Origin of the sequence: uncultured Subdoligranulum sp., assembly GCF_963931595.1 — a bacterium.
Classification (GTDB): Bacteria; Bacillota; Clostridia; order Oscillospirales; family Ruminococcaceae; genus Gemmiger.
Genome location: NZ_OZ007030.1, coordinates 2,716,391 through 2,734,163, shown reverse-complemented (window position 1 = coordinate 2,734,163; position 17,773 = coordinate 2,716,391). Strand labels below are relative to the sequence as shown.

General features: G+C 61.4%; 12 protein-coding genes. 5 read left to right on the top strand and 7 right to left on the bottom strand.

Features of this window, described 5'->3' with window-relative positions; translation table 11 throughout:
• Nucleotides 1–342: 342 nt before the first annotated feature.
• The 5 genes from ABGT73_RS13045 to ABGT73_RS13025 form a co-directional block, all read right to left on the bottom strand.
• The gene (locus tag ABGT73_RS13045) at nt 343–1,284 is read right to left on the bottom strand and encodes an alpha/beta fold hydrolase (protein ID WP_346670094.1); all 942 of its coding nucleotides are present in this window, start codon (nt 1,282–1,284) and stop codon (nt 343–345) included.
• Between the two features lie 210 nt (nt 1,285–1,494).
• Nucleotides 1,495–2,907, bottom strand: coding sequence for an ABC transporter permease (locus ABGT73_RS13040; RefSeq protein WP_346670093.1), 1,413 nt, complete (start codon nt 2,905–2,907; stop codon nt 1,495–1,497).
• On the bottom strand, nt 2,894–4,378 hold the full coding sequence (locus ABGT73_RS13035; RefSeq protein ID WP_346670092.1) for a hypothetical protein: 1,485 nt from the start codon (nt 4,376–4,378) through the stop codon (nt 2,894–2,896). The genes ABGT73_RS13040 and ABGT73_RS13035 overlap by 14 nt, the downstream gene beginning before the upstream one ends.
• Before the next feature lie 23 nt (nt 4,379–4,401).
• Nucleotides 4,402–5,196 (bottom strand): ABC transporter ATP-binding protein, encoded by a 795-nt coding sequence (locus tag ABGT73_RS13030; protein ID WP_346670091.1) that lies wholly within the window; start codon nt 5,194–5,196, stop codon nt 4,402–4,404.
• A 500-nt stretch (nt 5,197–5,696) separates the two neighbouring features.
• On the bottom strand, nt 5,697–6,191 hold the full coding sequence (locus ABGT73_RS13025; RefSeq protein ID WP_346670090.1) for a hypothetical protein: 495 nt from the start codon (nt 6,189–6,191) through the stop codon (nt 5,697–5,699).
• A 136-nt stretch (nt 6,192–6,327) separates the two neighbouring features.
• Between ABGT73_RS13025 and tsaA the strand changes: the two genes are divergently transcribed.
• Nucleotides 6,328–7,011 carry a tRNA (N6-threonylcarbamoyladenosine(37)-N6)-methyltransferase TrmO gene (tsaA, locus tag ABGT73_RS13020; protein ID WP_346670089.1) on the top strand — a complete coding sequence of 228 codons (684 nt, stop codon included), beginning with the start codon at nt 6,328–6,330 and terminating at the stop codon, nt 7,009–7,011.
• Nucleotides 7,012–7,314: 303 nt separating this feature from the next.
• Nucleotides 7,315–10,854, top strand: coding sequence for a pyruvate:ferredoxin (flavodoxin) oxidoreductase (gene nifJ, locus ABGT73_RS13015; protein ID WP_346670088.1), 3,540 nt, complete (start codon nt 7,315–7,317; stop codon nt 10,852–10,854).
• A 554-nt stretch (nt 10,855–11,408) separates the two neighbouring features.
• On the opposite strand, the gene ABGT73_RS13010 is transcribed toward nifJ, so the two are convergent.
• The gene (locus ABGT73_RS13010; RefSeq protein ID WP_346670087.1) at nt 11,409–12,269 is read right to left on the bottom strand and encodes an undecaprenyl-diphosphate phosphatase; all 861 of its coding nucleotides are present in this window, start codon (nt 12,267–12,269) and stop codon (nt 11,409–11,411) included.
• Between the two features lie 190 nt (nt 12,270–12,459).
• Here ABGT73_RS13010 and ABGT73_RS13005 point away from each other — a divergent pair, with 190 nt between their 5' ends.
• The 3 genes from ABGT73_RS13005 to ABGT73_RS12995 all read left to right on the top strand — a co-directional run bounded on the left by ABGT73_RS13005 (nt 12,460) and on the right by ABGT73_RS12995 (nt 15,890).
• On the top strand, nt 12,460–13,119 hold the full coding sequence (locus ABGT73_RS13005; protein ID WP_346670086.1) for an HAD family hydrolase: 660 nt from the start codon (nt 12,460–12,462) through the stop codon (nt 13,117–13,119).
• A 410-nt stretch (nt 13,120–13,529) separates the two neighbouring features.
• Nucleotides 13,530–14,726, top strand: coding sequence for a pyridoxal phosphate-dependent aminotransferase (locus ABGT73_RS13000; protein ID WP_346670085.1), 1,197 nt, complete (start codon nt 13,530–13,532; stop codon nt 14,724–14,726).
• Between the two features lie 219 nt (nt 14,727–14,945).
• Nucleotides 14,946–15,890, top strand: coding sequence for a L,D-transpeptidase (locus tag ABGT73_RS12995; RefSeq protein ID WP_346670084.1), 945 nt, complete (start codon nt 14,946–14,948; stop codon nt 15,888–15,890).
• A 275-nt stretch (nt 15,891–16,165) separates the two neighbouring features.
• Here the strand turns inward: ABGT73_RS12995 and ABGT73_RS12990 are convergent, their stop codons facing one another.
• The gene (locus ABGT73_RS12990) at nt 16,166–17,725 is read right to left on the bottom strand and encodes a hypothetical protein (protein WP_346670083.1); all 1,560 of its coding nucleotides are present in this window, start codon (nt 17,723–17,725) and stop codon (nt 16,166–16,168) included.
• Nucleotides 17,726–17,773: the final 48 nt, after the last annotated feature.

Sequence of the window (17,773 nt, the reverse complement as noted above, 5' to 3'; positions counted from 1 at the left end):
GCCCGGAGCCGCAACCGGACGGGGGCACTGCTTTGTGGCTGGGAGCTCTTGTTCTTTTCTTACTTCGGGTGCAGCGGTGCCGGTCCCCGGCACGGCCCTGCTCTGCTGCCGGGCTGCATCCGCGGCGTCCTTCGGCCTTTGCCATACATACAGTATGGCGGCGTCCTCATTCCTTGCGGCTGCGCCCGGCAGCGAGCATTTCCGCACCGTTGCCCGGCCCGCTGCACCCGGAAAAGAACCAAAAGAATTCTAACTAAAAATGCCTGGGAGGGTGTTACCCTCCCAGGCATTTTTGATTGGAGTTTCTTCGGTTCCTTCTTTGCAAAGAAGGAACAAAAGCCCTCACCGCAGAGCAGCGCTCACGAACTCGGTGGTGGCACTGCGGAGGTCGGCGTCCAGCTGGGCGTTGACCGCGGCGTCCTCGTTCTGGTAATTGTGGTTGCCTTCCGCGAAGGGTTCCGTGAGTACGGTACTGCCGGGCAGGCTGGACACGGCGGCTTCGGTCTCCGCGATGGTATTGGCGCTCAATACGGTATCCTGGCCGCTGTAGGTGAGCAGTACCGGCAACCCGGCCTCCCGCAGGGCGGCGTTGGGGTCGCTTTGTTCCATCTCCTCCACGAAGGTACCGCTGATCTCCACGCCCCACTTGGTGCCCGCCTTGCCGTTGGCTTTCGCCTCTCCGGCCACGGCCTCCACCTGGCTGAAATCCTCAATGTTCAAAAATTCCAGGCCCTGCAATCCCGTGCCGTTGGCGGGGCTCCAGAGGACCAGCGCCGACACCGGGGCGTAGCCCTGCCGGGCGCTGATCTCCGGGTAGAGGCTGGCCAGACGCCCGCCCATGCTGTGCCCCACCAGGGCGGCCGGGCCGTCGGCGCCGTATTCCCGGGCCATCCAGGTGATGGCGGCGTTCACGTCGGCGGCCATGTTGCCCAGGGTGTACTCGGTGTAGGGTTCGGTGCTGTCGCCGCAGCCCGCGAAATCCAGCCGCACGGTGGCAATGCCCGCTTCGGCCAGGTCGTCGGCCAGCGGCACGAAATGTCCGTCGCCGCCCCGGTTGCCGGTAAAGCCGTGGCAGAGCACCACCACCGGCACCTTGCCGGCCCGGGACAGCTTGGACGGCATCTGTACGGTGGCGGGAATGCTGCCCCGGGGCCCCGGGATCTGGACGGTCTCGGCTTCCGGTACCGGCAGCAGCAGCGCCAGGGCGCCCGCCACGCACAGGGCTATCACGGCAATGCAGAGCCATAGAATCCTCATGGCGCGACGCTGTTTCTTTCGGTTCATGGTCCCCTCCTTTGGTCACGGGTTCGTCGTACCACCATTAAAACGGATTCCCCCGCCTTTGTCAAGCGGGGCTTGTCTTTGTTCCTTCTTTGCAAAGAAGGAACCGAAGAAACTCCCATCAAAAATGCCTGGGAGGGTGTTACCCTCCCAGGCATTTTTAGTTAGAGTTCTTTTGGTTCTTTTCTTGCAAGAAAAGAACAGAAACAAACCTCAGTCGTGCCGGATGGCTTCCAGGGCGCTGATTTTGACGGCGTTGTTGGCGGGCAATACGCCGGAAACCAGGCCCACCAGGGTAGCGAAGACCAGCGCCGCCAGCATGAGCCAGGGCGGGATCACCGATATGGTACTGGACATACCGCCCATATACATGCCACCGCCCAGCAATCCCGACAGATCGATGCTCTGGCCGAACACCGACAGGATCACCGACAGATGGTTGAGGATGAAACTCACCAGCAGACTGATGGCCACCCCGATGACGCCGCCCAGGAACCCGATGCAGGAACTCTCCATCAGGAACATGGTGCGGATATTGCCCAGCTCGCAGCCCAGCACCTTCATGACGCCGATCTCCCGGGTCCGCTCATAGATGGCCATCGTCATGGTATTGATGATGTTGATGGCCGCCACCAGCAGGGATACCGCGGCCACGCCGCCAAAGATCATCTGGCTGCGCACCACCTGTTTCTGCATCTCCTCCCGCTGCTGGTTCATGGAATAGGTGTTCTCGAACCCCAGGTCATGGATGGCCTTCTCCACGTCGGCCACATTTTTCAGGTCGTCCACCTTCACGTAGACCTGGTCATAGGAGGTATTGTTGTTGGTGATCTTGGCCATCTTGTAGTAGGCTTCCTCGATCATTTTCAGGTCCTGGGTGCGCAGGATGATGTTGCTCTGGGTCCACCACCCCTTGCTGGCGTCCTGCTGGATGTGTCCCACCACTTCCAGTTCCCAGGTCTGGGTCTTCTCGGTGGAGCCCTCCCCCGTCTTGATGGTCAGGGTCATTTTGTCCTTGTCCACATTCACAAAGGGGTCCACCTGGTTGCCCTGGGCATCGGTCATGCCCTGCCAGCGGTAGCGGTTGGGGCTGGATTCGCTCTTGCGGGAATCGTAAAAATTATAGCCGGTGTAATCCCCCACCAGGACCTGGATCTTGGTGGCCTTCTTGCTGGCGGGCCCGGTATCGGGCCAGCGGCCCGATGCCAGCTGGAAGCCCATGGGTTCCAGCGCCGTGGGATCCACACCGGTCAGGTTGCCCAGGTCCATCACATAGCGGTCATTGGTGCCCGCCGTGATGCTCCCCTGGAGGGAATAGGCCGACACATAGGCGGTGGCGGCCATCACATGGTCCAGTTGTTTGAAACTTTCGATTGCCTTGTCGTCCAGTTTGAGCGCCTTGCCGTCGGCCCCCACGGCCATGCCGCCGCCATAGACCTGGATCTGGGTCAGGTCGCCCCAGCTCTGCAGCATTTCGTCGTTGGCCTGGCTCTGGGCGATGCCCAGGGAGATCATCAGCACCACCATGCAGGTGCCGATGACCACGCCGATCAGCGTAAGGGCCGTGCGGCCCTTGCGCCGGGTCAGGTTGCGGGCGCTCAGGACGATCTCATCAGAGATCTTCATCGCTGTCCTCGGCTTCCAGCGCGGCCAGGGCCATCGCCTTCTTCTTCTTGCGGCGCTTGATCACCACCACGATGACCACCACGATCACCACGCCGCACACCGCGATCACCGCCCAGCCCCACATGGGCATGCCGGTGGTCTGGGGTTCCTCCATGCCCATGTTGGGGTCCATCATGGAGGGGTCGAAGGTCATTTCCTCGGCGGTGGTGGCGAACTCCTTGGTGATGGTGCGCACTTCGCCGCTGGCGTCCTCGTAGGACAGCGTGATGGTGCCCGACACCGCACCGGCGGAATCGGGGGTGAGGTCAAAGTCCACGCTGCCCTCGGTGCCGGCGTTGAGGTTGCCCAGGTACTGGTATCCGCCGGCGCCCACGTTGGTGCCGGTGAGGCGGGCTTCCAGGTTGGAGACAGGGTTCTTGCCCTTGTTCACGTAGCTTAAGGATACACTGGTGGTCTCGCCCAGCACCACCGAGGCGGGGGCCTTCATCTCGCCCACCTCGAAGCGGTCGGGCTGGCTGATGGGCACCGAGATGGCGGTGGTGCCGGTGACGGCCTTGCCCGAGATGGACCCGGTGCCCGACAGGTTCACCGTGATGTTGGCCACCGTGCCGGTGAACCCGGAGGCGGGCAGCACCGGGAAGGTGACGGTGCGGGTGGTACCGGCGGGCAGGGTGCCCATATAGTTGGAGAGGCTGCCGCTGGACAGCGACACGTTCTCCGGCAGGGTCAGGGATACGATGACATCATTGAGGTCCTCCCCGGCGTCGGTGGCATAGATGCCCAGGGAGAGGACGAACTCCTGCCCGGCCATGACGGTGCCCTCGCCGTAGCTGGAGGACCGCACCAGCAGATTGGGGGAGGTGGTCTGGTCCTTGTCCACGCACTGGCCGATCTGGACGCTGAACTGCTGCATGGGCTTGCTGGTATCCAGGTAGGTCAGGTTGATGGGCAGCGTGTTGCCGCCGCCGTTGTACACCACGTCCCGGAAAAGCAGCACATAGCTGTAGTAGTTATAGTAGGCGTTGTCGGCCTTTTCCTGGTCGCTGGCCTGACCGCCCCGCACCTTGTTCAGGCGGTCGGTGTTGGGGTCATCGTTGCTCTGGAACAGCTGGCCGATCTCGCCGATGCCGGTATACTGGAACACCGACGAGTTGATGCGGGCGGAGATCTCCTCCGCCTTGACGGCGTACCGCGCCGAGGAATGGTCCACCACCTGGAGCACGATGTTCACATGGTCGCCCACGTCCACGGTGGTGATCTCGCCGCCGGCGATGTCGGTGACGGTGTAGCCCACCACATAGACGCCGTCCGATGTGGCGGGGGTGGTGGTATTATTGTTGTTGTTGTTGGTATCGGGTGTCTGGGTGGTGCCGGTACCAGTGCTGTCCGAGGCGGCGTCCTCCGCCAGGACCGGCATGCCCAGCGCAGCCACCAGGGCCAGCAGGGCGATGAGGGACAGGATCCGTTTCAATGTAAGACCTCCAGTTTTCGTTGTCAGGATGGGGACGCCGCGGGCGCTTCCTTGCTGGCGGCGCCGCCGATATCCAGGTTGCCGTGCATATCGGCAAACAGTTCGTCCCGGTGTTTCTGTTTGGTTTCGTCGTCCTGCACGACGCTGGACTGCACCTTGCCGTCCAGAATGGTGACGATGCGGTCGGCACACTGGGCCAGTTCCGGCTCGTGGGTGACCATGACGAAGGTGACCTTCTGGTGTTTGGACATCTCCAGCATGCGGTACAACACCTGTTTGCTGGTCATGGAGTCCAGGTTGCCGGTGGGCTCGTCGGCGAAGATCACCTTGGGGCTGCTCACAAAGGCCCGGGCGATGCCCACACGCTGCTGCTGACCGCCGCTCATCTCGGTGGGCAGATGGTTGGCCCGCCCCAGCAGGCCCATCTGTTTCAGTTCCTTGCGGGCCAGACGCATGCGGGTGGCCTTGTCCACCCCTTTAAAAAGGAGGGGCAGCGCCACGTTCTCCGCCGCCGTCATGGTGGGCAGCAGGTTGTAGCTCTGGAAGATGAACCCCAGGTGGGCCTGGCGGAACCGGGCCAGCTCGGTCTCGGTCATGGCGCTGATTTCGTGCTTGCCGATGAACACCTTGCCCCGGGTGGGCTTTTCCAGCCCGGCCAGCATGTTGAGCAAGGTACTCTTGCCGGAACCCGACTGGCCCACAATACAGCAGAACTCCCCTTTTTCGATGGCCAGGTCCACGTCGTTGAGCGCCACGACGCGCTCCTTGCCCACGGCATAGACTTTGCGCAGTTTTTCGGTGCGGATGATGGGTGCCAAACACCTGCCCCCTTTCCAAGCGGATATTGGCCTTATTCTACCATACTTCGACGGGAAAGAAAAGGCCGCATGATGTAAATTTTGCCCTTTGCGCCCCTGCAGAAAGGGCACTCGTACCTATAAACGAGGCAGGTCCGCGGTATTTTGCAGATTTTGGAAAAAAAGTTATTTTACAACAGTTTTTCAGGGACAGTCGGACACAGGCAGGCAGCCCATTTTCCTGTATCTGTAGGGCGGGGATTTATCCCCGCCGCGGGGTGGGGCCGTTACCGCCAAATTGTCCGGCGGGGTCAAGACCCCGCCCTACAACCGAAATTTCATTCAATCTATATATAAAAAATGCATGGTCAATGACCATGCATTTTTGGTTGGAGTTTCTTCGTTCTGCTTCCCTGCAAAGACAGGCCCGGAGTTTTCCGCAGCCACAGCTTCACGGGGTAAATGGTTGGAGTTTCTTTGCCTACTTTCTTTGCAAAGAAAGTAGGTGCAAAGAAAGTAGGTCACTCGATGCCCGTCACCTGCCAGACGCCGTCGGTGAGGGTCAGGGATATGACGCCGGTATATTGCTGGGGGTCCTCCCCTTCCGGGCCCGCCGTGACGGTATATTCATACCGGCACTGGCTGTCGTCGCCGGTATCGGCCGCCTGCAGGTCCACCTCCTGGGCCACCACCTCGGTGGACGGCCAGGCCATGAGCACCCGGCTCAACACCCGGTTGGACAGCACGGCCTCCTCGGCCTCCGGGCTGAGCCTGTCCCCCACCCGGTCCATCAGGTACTCCTCCAGGGCGCTCTCGCCGGTGGCGCTGTCCGCCAGGGCCTCCTCAAAATCCGAATACTCCTGGGCCCCCGCGCTGTACAGCTCGGTCAATACCTCCCGGGCGGTCTCCTCCGCCGTGGCCTGGGTGCCCGCTGCCGTGGTCTGGCTGGACTGCCCGCTGCATCCCGTCAGAAGAGCCGCCGCCAGCAGCAGCGCCGCCCATCCTGTCCGTTTCATCCGCAATCCCTCCTCGTTTCCGCTTTCCTTATTAAAACTAAGCATACCCGTCCCCGCCGCCCCGGTCAAGAAAAAAGGTTGACAAATTTGGGCGTTCTGTTATGGTTAAGATATACAAAAAAGGGGGATTTTACCCATGTCAGACGCCTACACCATCCATCCCATCGCCCGCATCCACACCGACTTCTCCGACAAATTCGGCATTCCCCGGCAGAGCAGCCTCGTGCCGGAACTCACCGCCCGCATCGTCTTCGAGCCGGAATACCGGGACCCCAACGCCCTGGTGGGGCTGGACGGCTACAGCCACCTGTGGCTGATCTGGCAGTTTTCCACCGTGGCCGAGGAGTACGCCGCGGGCAAGAAATGGCGTCCCACCGTGCGGCCGCCGCGCCTGGGCGGCAACGTGCGGCGGGGGGTGTATGCCACCCGCAGCCCCTACCGCCCCAACGCCCTGGGCCTTTCCTGCGTGGAGCTGGCGGGCATCGAGGGCTGCGACCTGCTGGTGAAGGGCGCCGACCTCCTGGACGGCACCCCCATCTACGACATCAAACCCTACCTGCCCTGCGTGGACGCCCACCCCGACGCCCGGGGCGGGTTCACGGCCCGGACCGCCGGCTACGCCCTGGACGTGGTGTGCGACGCGGCCCTTTTGGGCAAAGTGCCAAAGGAAAAGCGGGCGGCCCTGCTGGGCGTGCTGAAAAACGACCCCCGGCCGGGGTATCAGCACGACCCCGCACGGGTGTACACGCTGGATTTTGGGCAGAACAAGGTGCGGTTCACGGTGGACGGACAAACGCTGACGGTACGGGAGATTCTTTGATTTTCGCAGCACGTGAAATTCTTCACAAAGTGACATTTTTCGGACTGCTGTGAAACGCCGGATGGAACGTTTGTGGAAAAATAGTCAAAATGCACACATCCGCCCCCAAAATCTGTGCAACATTCTCACCAAAAACCCTTTACGAATCGAGTGGTTTTTTGGTACAATAAAGCTATGCAAAAGCGTCTTTCTAGCAGTGTGCCCGGGGCAAAACACAGGCAGACTGCCGGGCAGGCGTGGGCCTGTGCGGGGGCAAAAGCCCGTGCAGAATGCAAAACTACTCTTGAAAATGGAGGAAGAAAAATGCCCAGAGCAAAACAGTCTATGGACGGCAATACCGCTGCGGCGCACGTAGCCTATGCGTTCACCGATGTGGCTGCCATCTACCCCATCACTCCGTCCAGCCCCATGGCTGATACGGTGGACCAGTGGAGCGCTGCCGGCCTGAAGAACATCTTCGGCAACCAGGTCAAGGTTGTGGAGATGGAGTCCGAAGCCGGTGCCGCCGGTGCTGTGCACGGTTCTCTTGGTACCGGTGCCATCACCACCACCTTCACCGCATCCCAGGGCCTGCTGCTGATGATCCCCAACATGTACAAGATCGCAGCCGAGCAGCTCCCCTGCGTCTTTGACGTGAGTGCCCGTACCGTCGCCACCCAGTCCCTGAACATCTTCGGTGACCACAGCGACGTTTACGCCACCCGTCAGACCGGTTTCGCCATGCTGTGCGAATCCAACCCGCAGGAAGTCATGGACCTGTCCCCCGTGGCGCACCTGTCTGCCATCGAGGGCCGCGTTCCCTTCGTGAACTTCTTCGACGGTTTCCGTACTTCTCATGAGATCCAGAAGATCGAGAAGTGGGACTACGAAGATCTGAAGGAAATGTGCAACATGGACGCCGTCGCGAAGTTCCGTGCCGAGGCGCTGAACCCCGAGCATCCCAAGACCCGCGGCAGCCATGAGAACGGCGACATCTTCTTCCAGCACCGCGAGGCCTGCAACACGGCTTACGAGGCGCTGCCCGCCGTCGTGAAGAAGTACATGGACAAGATCAACGCCAAGATCGGCACCAACTACGATCTGTTCAACTACTACGGCGCCCCCGATGCTGACCGCGTCATCATCGCCATGGGTTCCATCTGCGACGTGGCCGAGGAAGTCATCGACTACCTGACTGCCAAGGGCGAGAAGGTCGGCCTGGTGCTCGTCCGTCTGTACCGTCCCTGGGTGTCTGAGGCCCTGCTGAAGGTCCTGCCCAAGACCGTCAAGAAGATCGCGGTCCTCGACCGTACCAAGGAGCCCGGCTCTCTGGGCGAGCCCCTCTACCTGGATGTCGCCGCCACCCTGCGTGAGGCCGGCATGAACGACATCGTGCTGACCGGCGGCCGCTACGGCCTGGGCAGCAAGGATACCCCGCCGTCCAGCGTCTTCGCTGTCTACACCGAGCTGGCCAAGGACGCTCCCAAGAGCCGTTTCACCATCGGCATTGTGGATGATGTCACCAACCTGAGCCTGCCCGAGGTCAAGCCCGCACCCATCACCTCCGCCCCCGGCACCAAGGAGTGCAAGTTCTGGGGTCTGGGCGGTGACGGCACCGTCGGCGCCAACAAGAACTCCACCAAGATCATCGGCGACCACACCGACAAGTACATCCAGGCCTACTTCCAGTATGACTCCAAGAAGACCGGCGGTGTGACCATCAGCCATCTGCGTTTCGGCGACAAGCCCATCCGCAGCCCCTACTACATCAACCAGGCCGACTTCGTGGCCTGCCACAACCCCGCCTACATCCACATGGGCATGAAGATGGTGCAGGATGTCAAGCCCGGCGGCGTCTTCATGATCAACTGCCAGTGGACTGACGAGGAGCTGGATCAGCACCTGAACGCTGCCGACAAGAAGTACATTGCCGACAACAACATCCAGCTGTACACCATCAACGCCATCGACAAGGCCATCGAGATCGGCATGGGCAAGCGCACCAACACGATCCTGCAGTCCGCCTTCTTCAAGCTGGCTGACGTTATGCCCATCGACGAGGCCGTCGAGTACATGAAGGCCGCCGCCAAGAAGAGCTACGGCAAGAAGGGCGACGCCGTTGTTGAGATGAACTGGAAGGCCATCGATGCCGGCGTGGACGCTGTCCACAAGGTCACCGTGCCCGACAGCTGGCACAACCCCGCTCCCGATGCCGCTCCTGCCGACCTGAAGGGTCCCGCCCCGCTGGTCAAGCAGATCCGCGATGTCATGGAGCCCGTCGCCCGTATGGACGGCGACAGCCTGCCGGTCTCTGCCTTTGCCCACAACCCCAACGGCGAGTGGGAACTGGGCGCTTCCGCCTACGAGAAGCGCGGCACCGCCGTCATGGTGCCCGAATGGGATCCCTCCAAGTGCATTCAGTGCAACAACTGTGCTTTCGTCTGCTCTCACGCCACCATCCGCCCGTTCTGCCTGACCGCCGACGAGCTGGCCAAGGCCCCCGAGAGCCTGAAGAGCGCCGACACCAAGCCCAAGGCCAGCGAGTACAAGTTCACCATCGCTGTGTCTCCTCTGGACTGCATGGGCTGCGGCGAGTGCGTCACGGTCTGCCCGACCAAGGCCATCGAGATGAAGCCCCAGGAGAGCCAGTCCGCTCAGCAGGCTGCTTTCGACTACTGTGTCGAGAACATCCGCAAGAAGGACAACGTCCCCGGTGTGGTTTCCGAGATCTCCGTCAAGGGTTCTCAGTTCAACCAGCCGCTGCTTGAGTTCTCCGGCTCCTGCGCTGGCTGTGCCGAGACTTCCTACGCCCGCCTGATCACCCAGCTGTTCGGCGAGAAGATGTTCATCTCCAACGCCACCGGCTGCTCCTCCATCTGGGGCGGCACCGCTTCCATCAGCCCGTACACCACCAACAAGGAGTCCGGCTGTGGTCCCGCCTGGATCAACTCTCTGTTCGAGGACAACGCCGAGCATGGCCTCGGTATGCAGATCGGCTACGAGACCATCCGTGAGAACCTGATCAAGAAGGTTGTCGCGCTGAAGGGCAAGAACGCCGAGCTGGATGCTGTCATCGACAAGTTCATCGAGACCAAGGGCAACACCAAGGCCAACGATGCCCCCGCCAAGGCGCTGATTGCTGCGCTGGAAGCCTGCGGCTGCGACGAGGCCAAGGAGATCCTGAAGGACAAGCAGTACCTGGCCAAGAAGAGCTTCTGGATCTTCGGCGGCGACGGCTGGGCCTACGACATCGGTTACGGCGGCCTGGATCACGTCCTGGCTTCCGGCCACGATGTGAACGTTATGGTCTTCGACACCGAGATGTACTCCAACACCGGCGGACAGGCTTCCAAGGCCTCCAACATCGGTGAGGTCTGCCAGTTCGCTGCTGCCGGCAAGGAGATCAGCAAGAAGAGCCTGGCCGAGATCTGCATGACCTACGGCTACATCTACGTTGCCCAGATCGCTCTGGGTGCCAACATGGCTCAGGCTGTCAAGGCCATTGCCGAGGCCGAGGCGTATCCCGGCCCGTCCATCATCATCGGCTACGCTCCCTGCGAGCTGCACGGTGTCAAGGGCGGCATGACCAACTGCCAGAACGAGATGAAGAAGGCTGTGGAGGCCGGTTACTGGAACCTGTTCACCTTCAATCCCGCCAACAAGGCCGAGGGCAAGAACCCCTTCACCCTGACCTCCAAGGCCGGCGATATGAGCAAGTATCAGGACTTCCTGAACAACGAGACCCGTTACAGCCGTCTGGCCCGCGCCTTCCCCGAGCGTGCGAAGGAGCTGTTCGCCAAGAACCAGGAAGCTGCCAATGCCCGTTACGAGCACCTGACCCGCCTGGTCGACCTGTACAAGTAAGAGTCGCCTGATTCGTCCTTTCTTTGCAAAGAAAGGACCAAAGAAACTCTGAATAAAAATCCCCGTCCGGGTTCCCCCGGGCGGGGATTTTTGTTGGGAGCTCTCGGCCCTTCCTTACCAGAAGGGAGGATCCAGCCGACCCTGTATGTGCCGGTCACGGGGTGGGGAACAACCACATCCCATTTTCCTGTATCTGTAGGGCGGGGATTCTTCCCCGCCGCAGGGTGTGGCCGTTACCGCCAAATGCTCCGGCGGGGACGGGGGATTCCCCCTGTTGGGCTGCCCGGTCCACCCGTCTGTTTTCCGGCCCCTTGTCCTTTTCTCTGCCTGGGGTTTGTCTCTTCTGTACAAGAGGTGCCGGGGGAATCCAATAAAAAATCCCGCTATGGAATCCATAGCGGGATTTTTTGATTGGAATTTCTTCGGTTTTTGCCTTGCCGCGGCAGAGGGGCCAGCCGCCCTTTTGCCGCAACGCGTGATGCACGGGTCAAAAGATTGGAGTTTCTTTGCCTACTTTCTTTGCAAAGAAAGTAGGTGTAAAGAAGGAACAAAACTCAAGCCAGGACAAAGGTCTGGATGCCCCAGATGGCCAGGACGACGATGCCCAGGGCGATACGGTACCAGCCGAAGGCGGTGAAGGTATGTTTCTTCACATAATTCATGAGGAACCGGATCGCGGCCATGGACACCACGAAGGCCACCACGCAGCCCACCACCAGAGCCAGGACTTCCGGCAGGGTGAAGCTGCTTCCGCCCGCCAGGTATTTGACCACTTTGAGGCCGGAAGCGCCCGCCATGACGGGGATGGCCAGGAAGAAGGTGAACTGGGACGCGCAGGGGCGGCTCATACCGCAGAGCAGGCCGCCCACGATGGTGGCGCCGCTGCGGGAAGTACCGGGGATCATGGCCAGCACCTGCCAGGCACCCACCAGCACGGCCTGCTTGTAGGTGATGCGGCTGAGCTTGGTGGTGGAAGGCACCCGGGGCCGGCGCTCGATGAGGATGAACGCCACGCCGTAGACGATGAGCATGATGGCGACCACGATGCTGTTATACAGGTGTGCGTCCAGCCAGTCGTCCAGCAAAAAGCCCAGCACGGCGGCGGGCAGGCAGGCCACGATGATTTTCAGCCACAGCCGCACCACCGGCCAGCGCAGATGCTTGGAGAATCCGGAATCCCGGCCGTTGTCGGCGCAGAAGGGCCACAGCTTCTTGAAATACAATACCACCACGGCCAGGATGGCGCCCAGCTGGATGACGACGCGGAACATGGACATGAACTCCTCGTCGAAGCTGAACTTGAGCAGCTGCTCGGCCAGGATCATGTGGCCGGTGCTGGAGATGGGCAGCCATTCGGTGATGCCCTCGATGACACCGTAAACGACCGACCGCAACAGATCAAACGCTAATTCCATGGGGAACAATGCCTCCTTACAATTCGCGATACTATCATACCATAAATCCGGCGGGACAGGGTACTGTTTTTTTCGAGAATTTACAACTATTTTCTGTACGGATTGGCAAAAGCGCCAAAATCGTCTTGCCGTTTTTGGTCCATGCCACTATAATAAGGGTATCTGTAACGATAAAGAGGGAACAGGGAATATGTATACAACCGTATTGTTTGATCTGGACGGCACCTTGCTGAACACCATCGACGACCTGGCGGATTCCGCCAACCGGGTGTGCGCGGCCCACGGCTGGCCCACCTACGATGTGGCGCAGTACCGTTATTTTGTGGGCAACGGCATCCCCAAGCTGGTGGAGCGGTTCAGCCCGGAATCGGAGCGCACGCCGGAAAAGCTGGCCGCCACGCTGAAAGAGTTTGACATCCAGTACGGCGCCCACAAATTCGACAAGACGGCGCCCTACCCGGGCATGCCGGAACTGCTGGCCCGGCTGCACGAGAAAGGCATCCGGATGGCGGTATACTCCAACAAGGCCGACGAATTCGCCGGGGACGTGGTGGCGCGGTACTTTGACCGCCGCCTTTTTGAGGTCATCCGGGGCGCGCGGCCGGGGGTTCCCACCAAGCCCGCGCCGGAAGGCACCCGGGCGCTGATGGAACATCTGGGCGTGGACCCGGCTTCCGGGAAAGTGCTCTACGTGGGGGACAGCAACGTGGATGTTGCCACCGCCCACAACGCGGGGCTGCCCTGCTGCGGCGTGCTGTGGGGGTTCCGCACCCGGGAGGAACTGCAGGAGGCGGGCGCCGAATACCTGGCCGCCACCGCCGCCGACCTGGAGAAGGTTATTCTGGGGTAAACCCGGGCACAGTCGATGCCCCGGCACATCCCGTTTTCGTTTATCTGCAGGGCGGGGATTCATCCCCGCCGCGGGGTGTTGCGGTAGCCGCCGGATTCTTCGGCGGGGTCAAGACCCCGCCCTACAACCCAAACCGCAAATTTCCGGGGTATACTATTGGAATTCTTTTGCCTGGTTTCCCTGTAAGGGCAAGGCAGGGGATGTACCCCGGCCGCAGCGTCACGGGTAATATGATTGGAGTTTCTTTGCCTGCTTTCTTTGTGCCGCGGCGTAAGGGCGAGCCGCCCTTCTGCCGCAGCGCGTGATACACGGGCAAAAGATTGGAGTTTCTTTGCCTACTTTCTTTGCAAAGAAAGTAGGTGCAAAGAAAGTAGGGAATTCTACAAAATCTGTAAAGGAGATAGGGTACAATGATTGCGCAGCACTACAAAGATATGCTGGGAGCGAAGTCGGTGATTCGGGAAATTTCCGAATGGAGCACGGCGCGGGGCAAGGAGATCGGATACGACAACGTATTTGACTATTCGCTGGGCAATCCGTCGGTACCCTGTCCGCCGCAGTTCACCGAAGCCTGCCTGGACCTGCTGGAACACACCGACCCGGTGGCGCTGCACGGGTACACTCCCACGCTGACGCTGCCGGAGGTTCGCGCCCAGGTGGCGGAAAGCCTGAACCGGCGTTTCGGGATGGACTACACGGCGGACCACATCTTCATGACTTCGGGCGCGGCGGGCGCGCTGGCCCATGCCGTGCGTTGCGTGGCGGTGCCGGGCCAGAACGTGGTGACCTTTGCGCCGTTTTTCCCGGAATACAAGCCCTACATGGAGGGCGCCGGGCTGACGCTGCGTGTGGCGCCGCCCCGTGTGGAGGACTTCCAGATCAACTTTGAGGCGCTGGACGGTCTCGTGGACGAGAACACCGCCGCGGTGCTGATCAACTCGCCCAACAATCCCAGCGGCGTGGCCTACAGCGCCGAGACGCTGACCCGGCTTGCCGACTACCTGACCGCCGCCGGCAAGAAATACGGCCACCACATCTTCCTTATCTCCGATGAACCCTACCGGGAGATCTCCTTCGGCGGGGTGGAGGTGCCCTACCCGGCCAAGTTCTACGCCGACACGCTGACCTGCTACTCCTTCTCCAAGAGCCTGAGCGTGCCGGGCGAGCGCATCGGCTATGTGGCGGTGAACCCCCACGCTGAGGACGCCGCCTATATTGTGCCCATGTGCGGGCAGATTTCCCGCGGCACCGGCCACAACTGCCCGTCGGGGCTGTTCCAGTGGGCGGTGGGCCGCTGCATCGACCTGACCAGCGACCTGAAAGTCTACGAGACCAACATGAACCTGATCTACGACGAGCTGAAGAAGCTGGGCTTCACGGTGAACAAGCCGGACGGCACCTTCTACATCTTCCCCAAAGCCCTGGAAGAGGACGCCAACGCCTTCTGCCGCAAGGCGATGGCCTACGACCTGGCGCTGGTACCGGGTGACACCTTCGGGTGCCCGGGGTATTTCCGGATGGCCTACTGCATCGGCACCGACAAGGTGCGCCGCAGCTTTGCGGCGCTGGAAAAATTCGTGCACGAGGTGTACGGGGTAGAAATTTAACCCAATCCGGCTATCCCTGCACCGGGCGGCCGACGCCTTCCGGGCGCTGCCCCCTCACGGGTTATACTGTTGGAGTTTCTTCGGTTCCTTCTTGCACGGGAGCCTCCACGTACCGGGCGGCCTACGCCTTCCGGGCGCAACCTCCTCACGGTTTATTCTGTTAGAGTTTCTTCGGTTCCTTCTTTGCAAAGAAGGAACAAAACGAAAAGGATGGACACTATGACGATTGTACGCCGCATCATTCCGCTGGTGCTTGCCGCAACGATACTGGCGGGCTGTTCCCGCAAACCGAAGGACCCGGACCCGGTTCCCACGCCGGCGGTGACGGCCACGCCCACGCCGGCGCCCACCGCCACGCCGGAAAGTGCGCTGGTGATGGCCACGGCTTCGACGAACGCCACCAAGGACGCGCCCCAGGTCACCGATCCCACCACCTGGGACGAGGCGGGCAAGGCACTGATGGAATCGCTGGCCGAGCAGTTTGCCGGCGACGGCATGACGCTGGACGCCCAGGAAGGTTTTCCGTATCTCGTGGCGGTGAACCGGGCGGCCAGCACGGTGACGGTGTACACGGCGGACGAGGACAACCGGTACACGGTGCCTTTCATGGCGATGGTATGCAGCGGCGGCGAGGACACGCCCACCGGTTACTGGACCACGCCGGTGAACTATGACTGGCGGCTGCTGATGGGCCCCAGCTACGGGCAGTACGCCACCCGGATTTATGGCGGGTACCTGTTCCACAGCGTGCCCTACTACAGCCAGCACAAGGACGACGTGGAGTACGACGAGTTCAACGAGCTGGGCAGTCTGGCCAGCCTGGGCTGCATCCGGCTGGCGGTGGTGGACGTGAAGTGGATCTATGACAACTGTCCCATCGGCACGCCGGTGGTGATCTACGACGACGCCGAGAACCCCGGCCCCATGGGCAAGCCGGGGACGATCTACACCGACCCGAAAGACGAGGATAAGCGGGGCTGGGATCCCACCGACCCCGACCCGGCCAATCCCTGGGACGACAGTTACCTCACCGGCACGGCCATCCGCAGCCAGGAGGCCTGGGACCAGTGGGACGCCGAGCATGAGAACTGGCTGTCCAGCCTGACCCCCACCGACCTCCAGGGCTGGAGCACCGATTCCAGCATCGTGGGTACGCGGGGATGATTGTCCTTTCTTTATAAAGAAAGGACCAAAGAAATTTTAACCAAAAATGCATGGTCATACGACCATGCATTTTTCTATATAAACTGTCGTTATCCGTAGGGCGGGGAGTATCCCCGCCGCGGAATTTTGCGGTAACCGTTAAATTGTCCGGCGGGGTCAAGACCCCGCCCTACAGCCAACCCATTCTTTTGTTTTATATAAAAAATGCACGGTCTATGACCGTGCATTTTTCTTTGGAATTTCTTCGGTTCCTTCTTTGTAAAGAAGGAACAAAATCATTCCGCCAACGTAATGTAATACACCGGGCAGCGGGCCACATCGGTAAGGAGCTGCGCCGACTGGATGTCCAGCACGCTTTGGGCCAGGTCCAGCAGCTCGTCGGCCTCATAGATGTACCCGTAGAGCACAAACCCGCCCGAGAGATCCTTACTCTTTACCGCCTCGGCCAGGCTTTCCGCCTCGTCGCCGCAGTGGGCCTGGTAGACGGCCTCGCGGCGGGCGAATTCCGGCAGGAAAAGGTCGGGGGCCACATCGTAGCCCGCCTTGTTCAGCACCACCGCCGGCAGGGAAGCGGTATCCGCCAATGCGGGCTCCCGCCCCGCATACTGGGTGTAGAGATAGCCGTTGCCCTCTGTCAGATGGGCCGCCAGCACCGGCACCAGCACCACCAGGACCATCAGCGGCTCCCACTGGGGGAACAGCTCGGTCAGCCGGGCCAGCACCACGGTGGCCGCCAGGATCAGCGGCCCGTAGAGCAGCACATAGTAGCGGTCCGCCTCAAAGGGGGCGGCCTTGTCGATGACCACAATGTAGAAAAGCCCCGCCAGCGCCAGCATGCAGGCGAACAGCCCCATGCCCCGGGGCCGACAACCCTTTTTCCAGAGCAGCGCCGCCGCCAGCAATACCAGCAGCGCCCACAGCACGGCGCCGCCGAACTGGGCCCCCAGCAGGTTGAGCACCCGGCCCACGCTGGCCGCCCAGTCCGAGAGGGTGCTCAGATCAAAGAAGCTGCCCAGGGCCTGCTTGCCCCGGGACCCCGAGAAGATGTGCTGCTTCATGGTGGGGAAGGCGAGGTAGGCCAGCCCCAGCCCGCCGAACTCCGCCACCACATACATGGCGGCGGTCTTCCAGCGGCGGGTTAAGAGCAGCCACAGCCCGAACAGGCCGCAGAAGAAGAAACAGAACACCAGGAAGAAATACTGGGTCAGCGCCCCGGCCAGGGTGGCCGCGGCCAGCCCCACAAAGACCCAGCGGGGTTTCTGCCCGGCCAGCAGCTGACGGTAGAGCGTCAGGTGAGCCAGCACCAGCAGCACCGTTTCCAGCATGAGCAGGGCGTACATCCGGGTAAAGACCGCCATGCCCTGGCTGCCGATGTTGAGCAAAAACACCGCCGCCGCCACCCAGGACACCCAGAACCGACCGGTCATGCGGCGGGCGGCCCAGTAGAGGGCGAAGGCGCCCCCCAAAAGACAGAGAAAGTTGGGCAGGATCCCCACCCAGGGCAGGGACATGCCGGGGAAGAGGCACTCAAAGGTGTAGACCACGCAGTAGTAAAGCGGCGGGTGCACATCGATTTTCTGGTTGTTCCAGGGGATGGCATAGTCGAAGGCCCGGTCGGGGTGGAGGGCGCTTTCATACAGGCTGCCCTGCTGCCAGGTATCCAGGTAGCCCTCCTGGAGGGCGTAGAATCCCCCCGGATAGTTGGTCAGCTCGTAGGTATACAGCTCGTCCACATGGTAGCCCTGTTTGCGCAGGCCGTAGAAGATCATCAGGGCCAGGGCCGCCGCCAGCAGCAGGGCCACCGCCAGCAGATACCGTTTTTTCCGTTGTGCCATAGGGCCATCCTTCCTGTACACAGCAAAAAGGCCCGCCAGCAAAGTGGC

What these genes read in the sequence shown, in the direction of transcription:
- ABGT73_RS13045 (WP_346670094.1), bottom strand. Translation starts at nt 1,284, where the DNA reads ATGAACCGAAAGAAACAGCGTCGCGCCATGAGGATTCTATGGCTCTGC.
- ABGT73_RS13040 (WP_346670093.1), bottom strand. Translation starts at nt 2,907, where the DNA reads ATGAAGATCTCTGATGAGATCGTCCTGAGCGCCCGCAACCTGACCCGG.
- ABGT73_RS13025 (WP_346670090.1), bottom strand. Translation starts at nt 6,191, where the DNA reads ATGAAACGGACAGGATGGGCGGCGCTGCTGCTGGCGGCGGCTCTTCTG.
- tsaA (WP_346670089.1), top strand. Translation starts at nt 6,328, where the DNA reads ATGTCAGACGCCTACACCATCCATCCCATCGCCCGCATCCACACCGAC.
- nifJ (WP_346670088.1), top strand. Translation starts at nt 7,315, where the DNA reads ATGCCCAGAGCAAAACAGTCTATGGACGGCAATACCGCTGCGGCGCAC.
- ABGT73_RS13010 (WP_346670087.1), bottom strand. Translation starts at nt 12,269, where the DNA reads ATGGAATTAGCGTTTGATCTGTTGCGGTCGGTCGTTTACGGTGTCATC.
- ABGT73_RS13005 (WP_346670086.1), top strand. Translation starts at nt 12,460, where the DNA reads ATGTATACAACCGTATTGTTTGATCTGGACGGCACCTTGCTGAACACC.
- ABGT73_RS13000 (WP_346670085.1), top strand. Translation starts at nt 13,530, where the DNA reads ATGATTGCGCAGCACTACAAAGATATGCTGGGAGCGAAGTCGGTGATT.
- ABGT73_RS12995 (WP_346670084.1), top strand. Translation starts at nt 14,946, where the DNA reads ATGACGATTGTACGCCGCATCATTCCGCTGGTGCTTGCCGCAACGATA.
- ABGT73_RS12990 (WP_346670083.1), bottom strand. Translation starts at nt 17,725, where the DNA reads ATGGCACAACGGAAAAAACGGTATCTGCTGGCGGTGGCCCTGCTGCTG.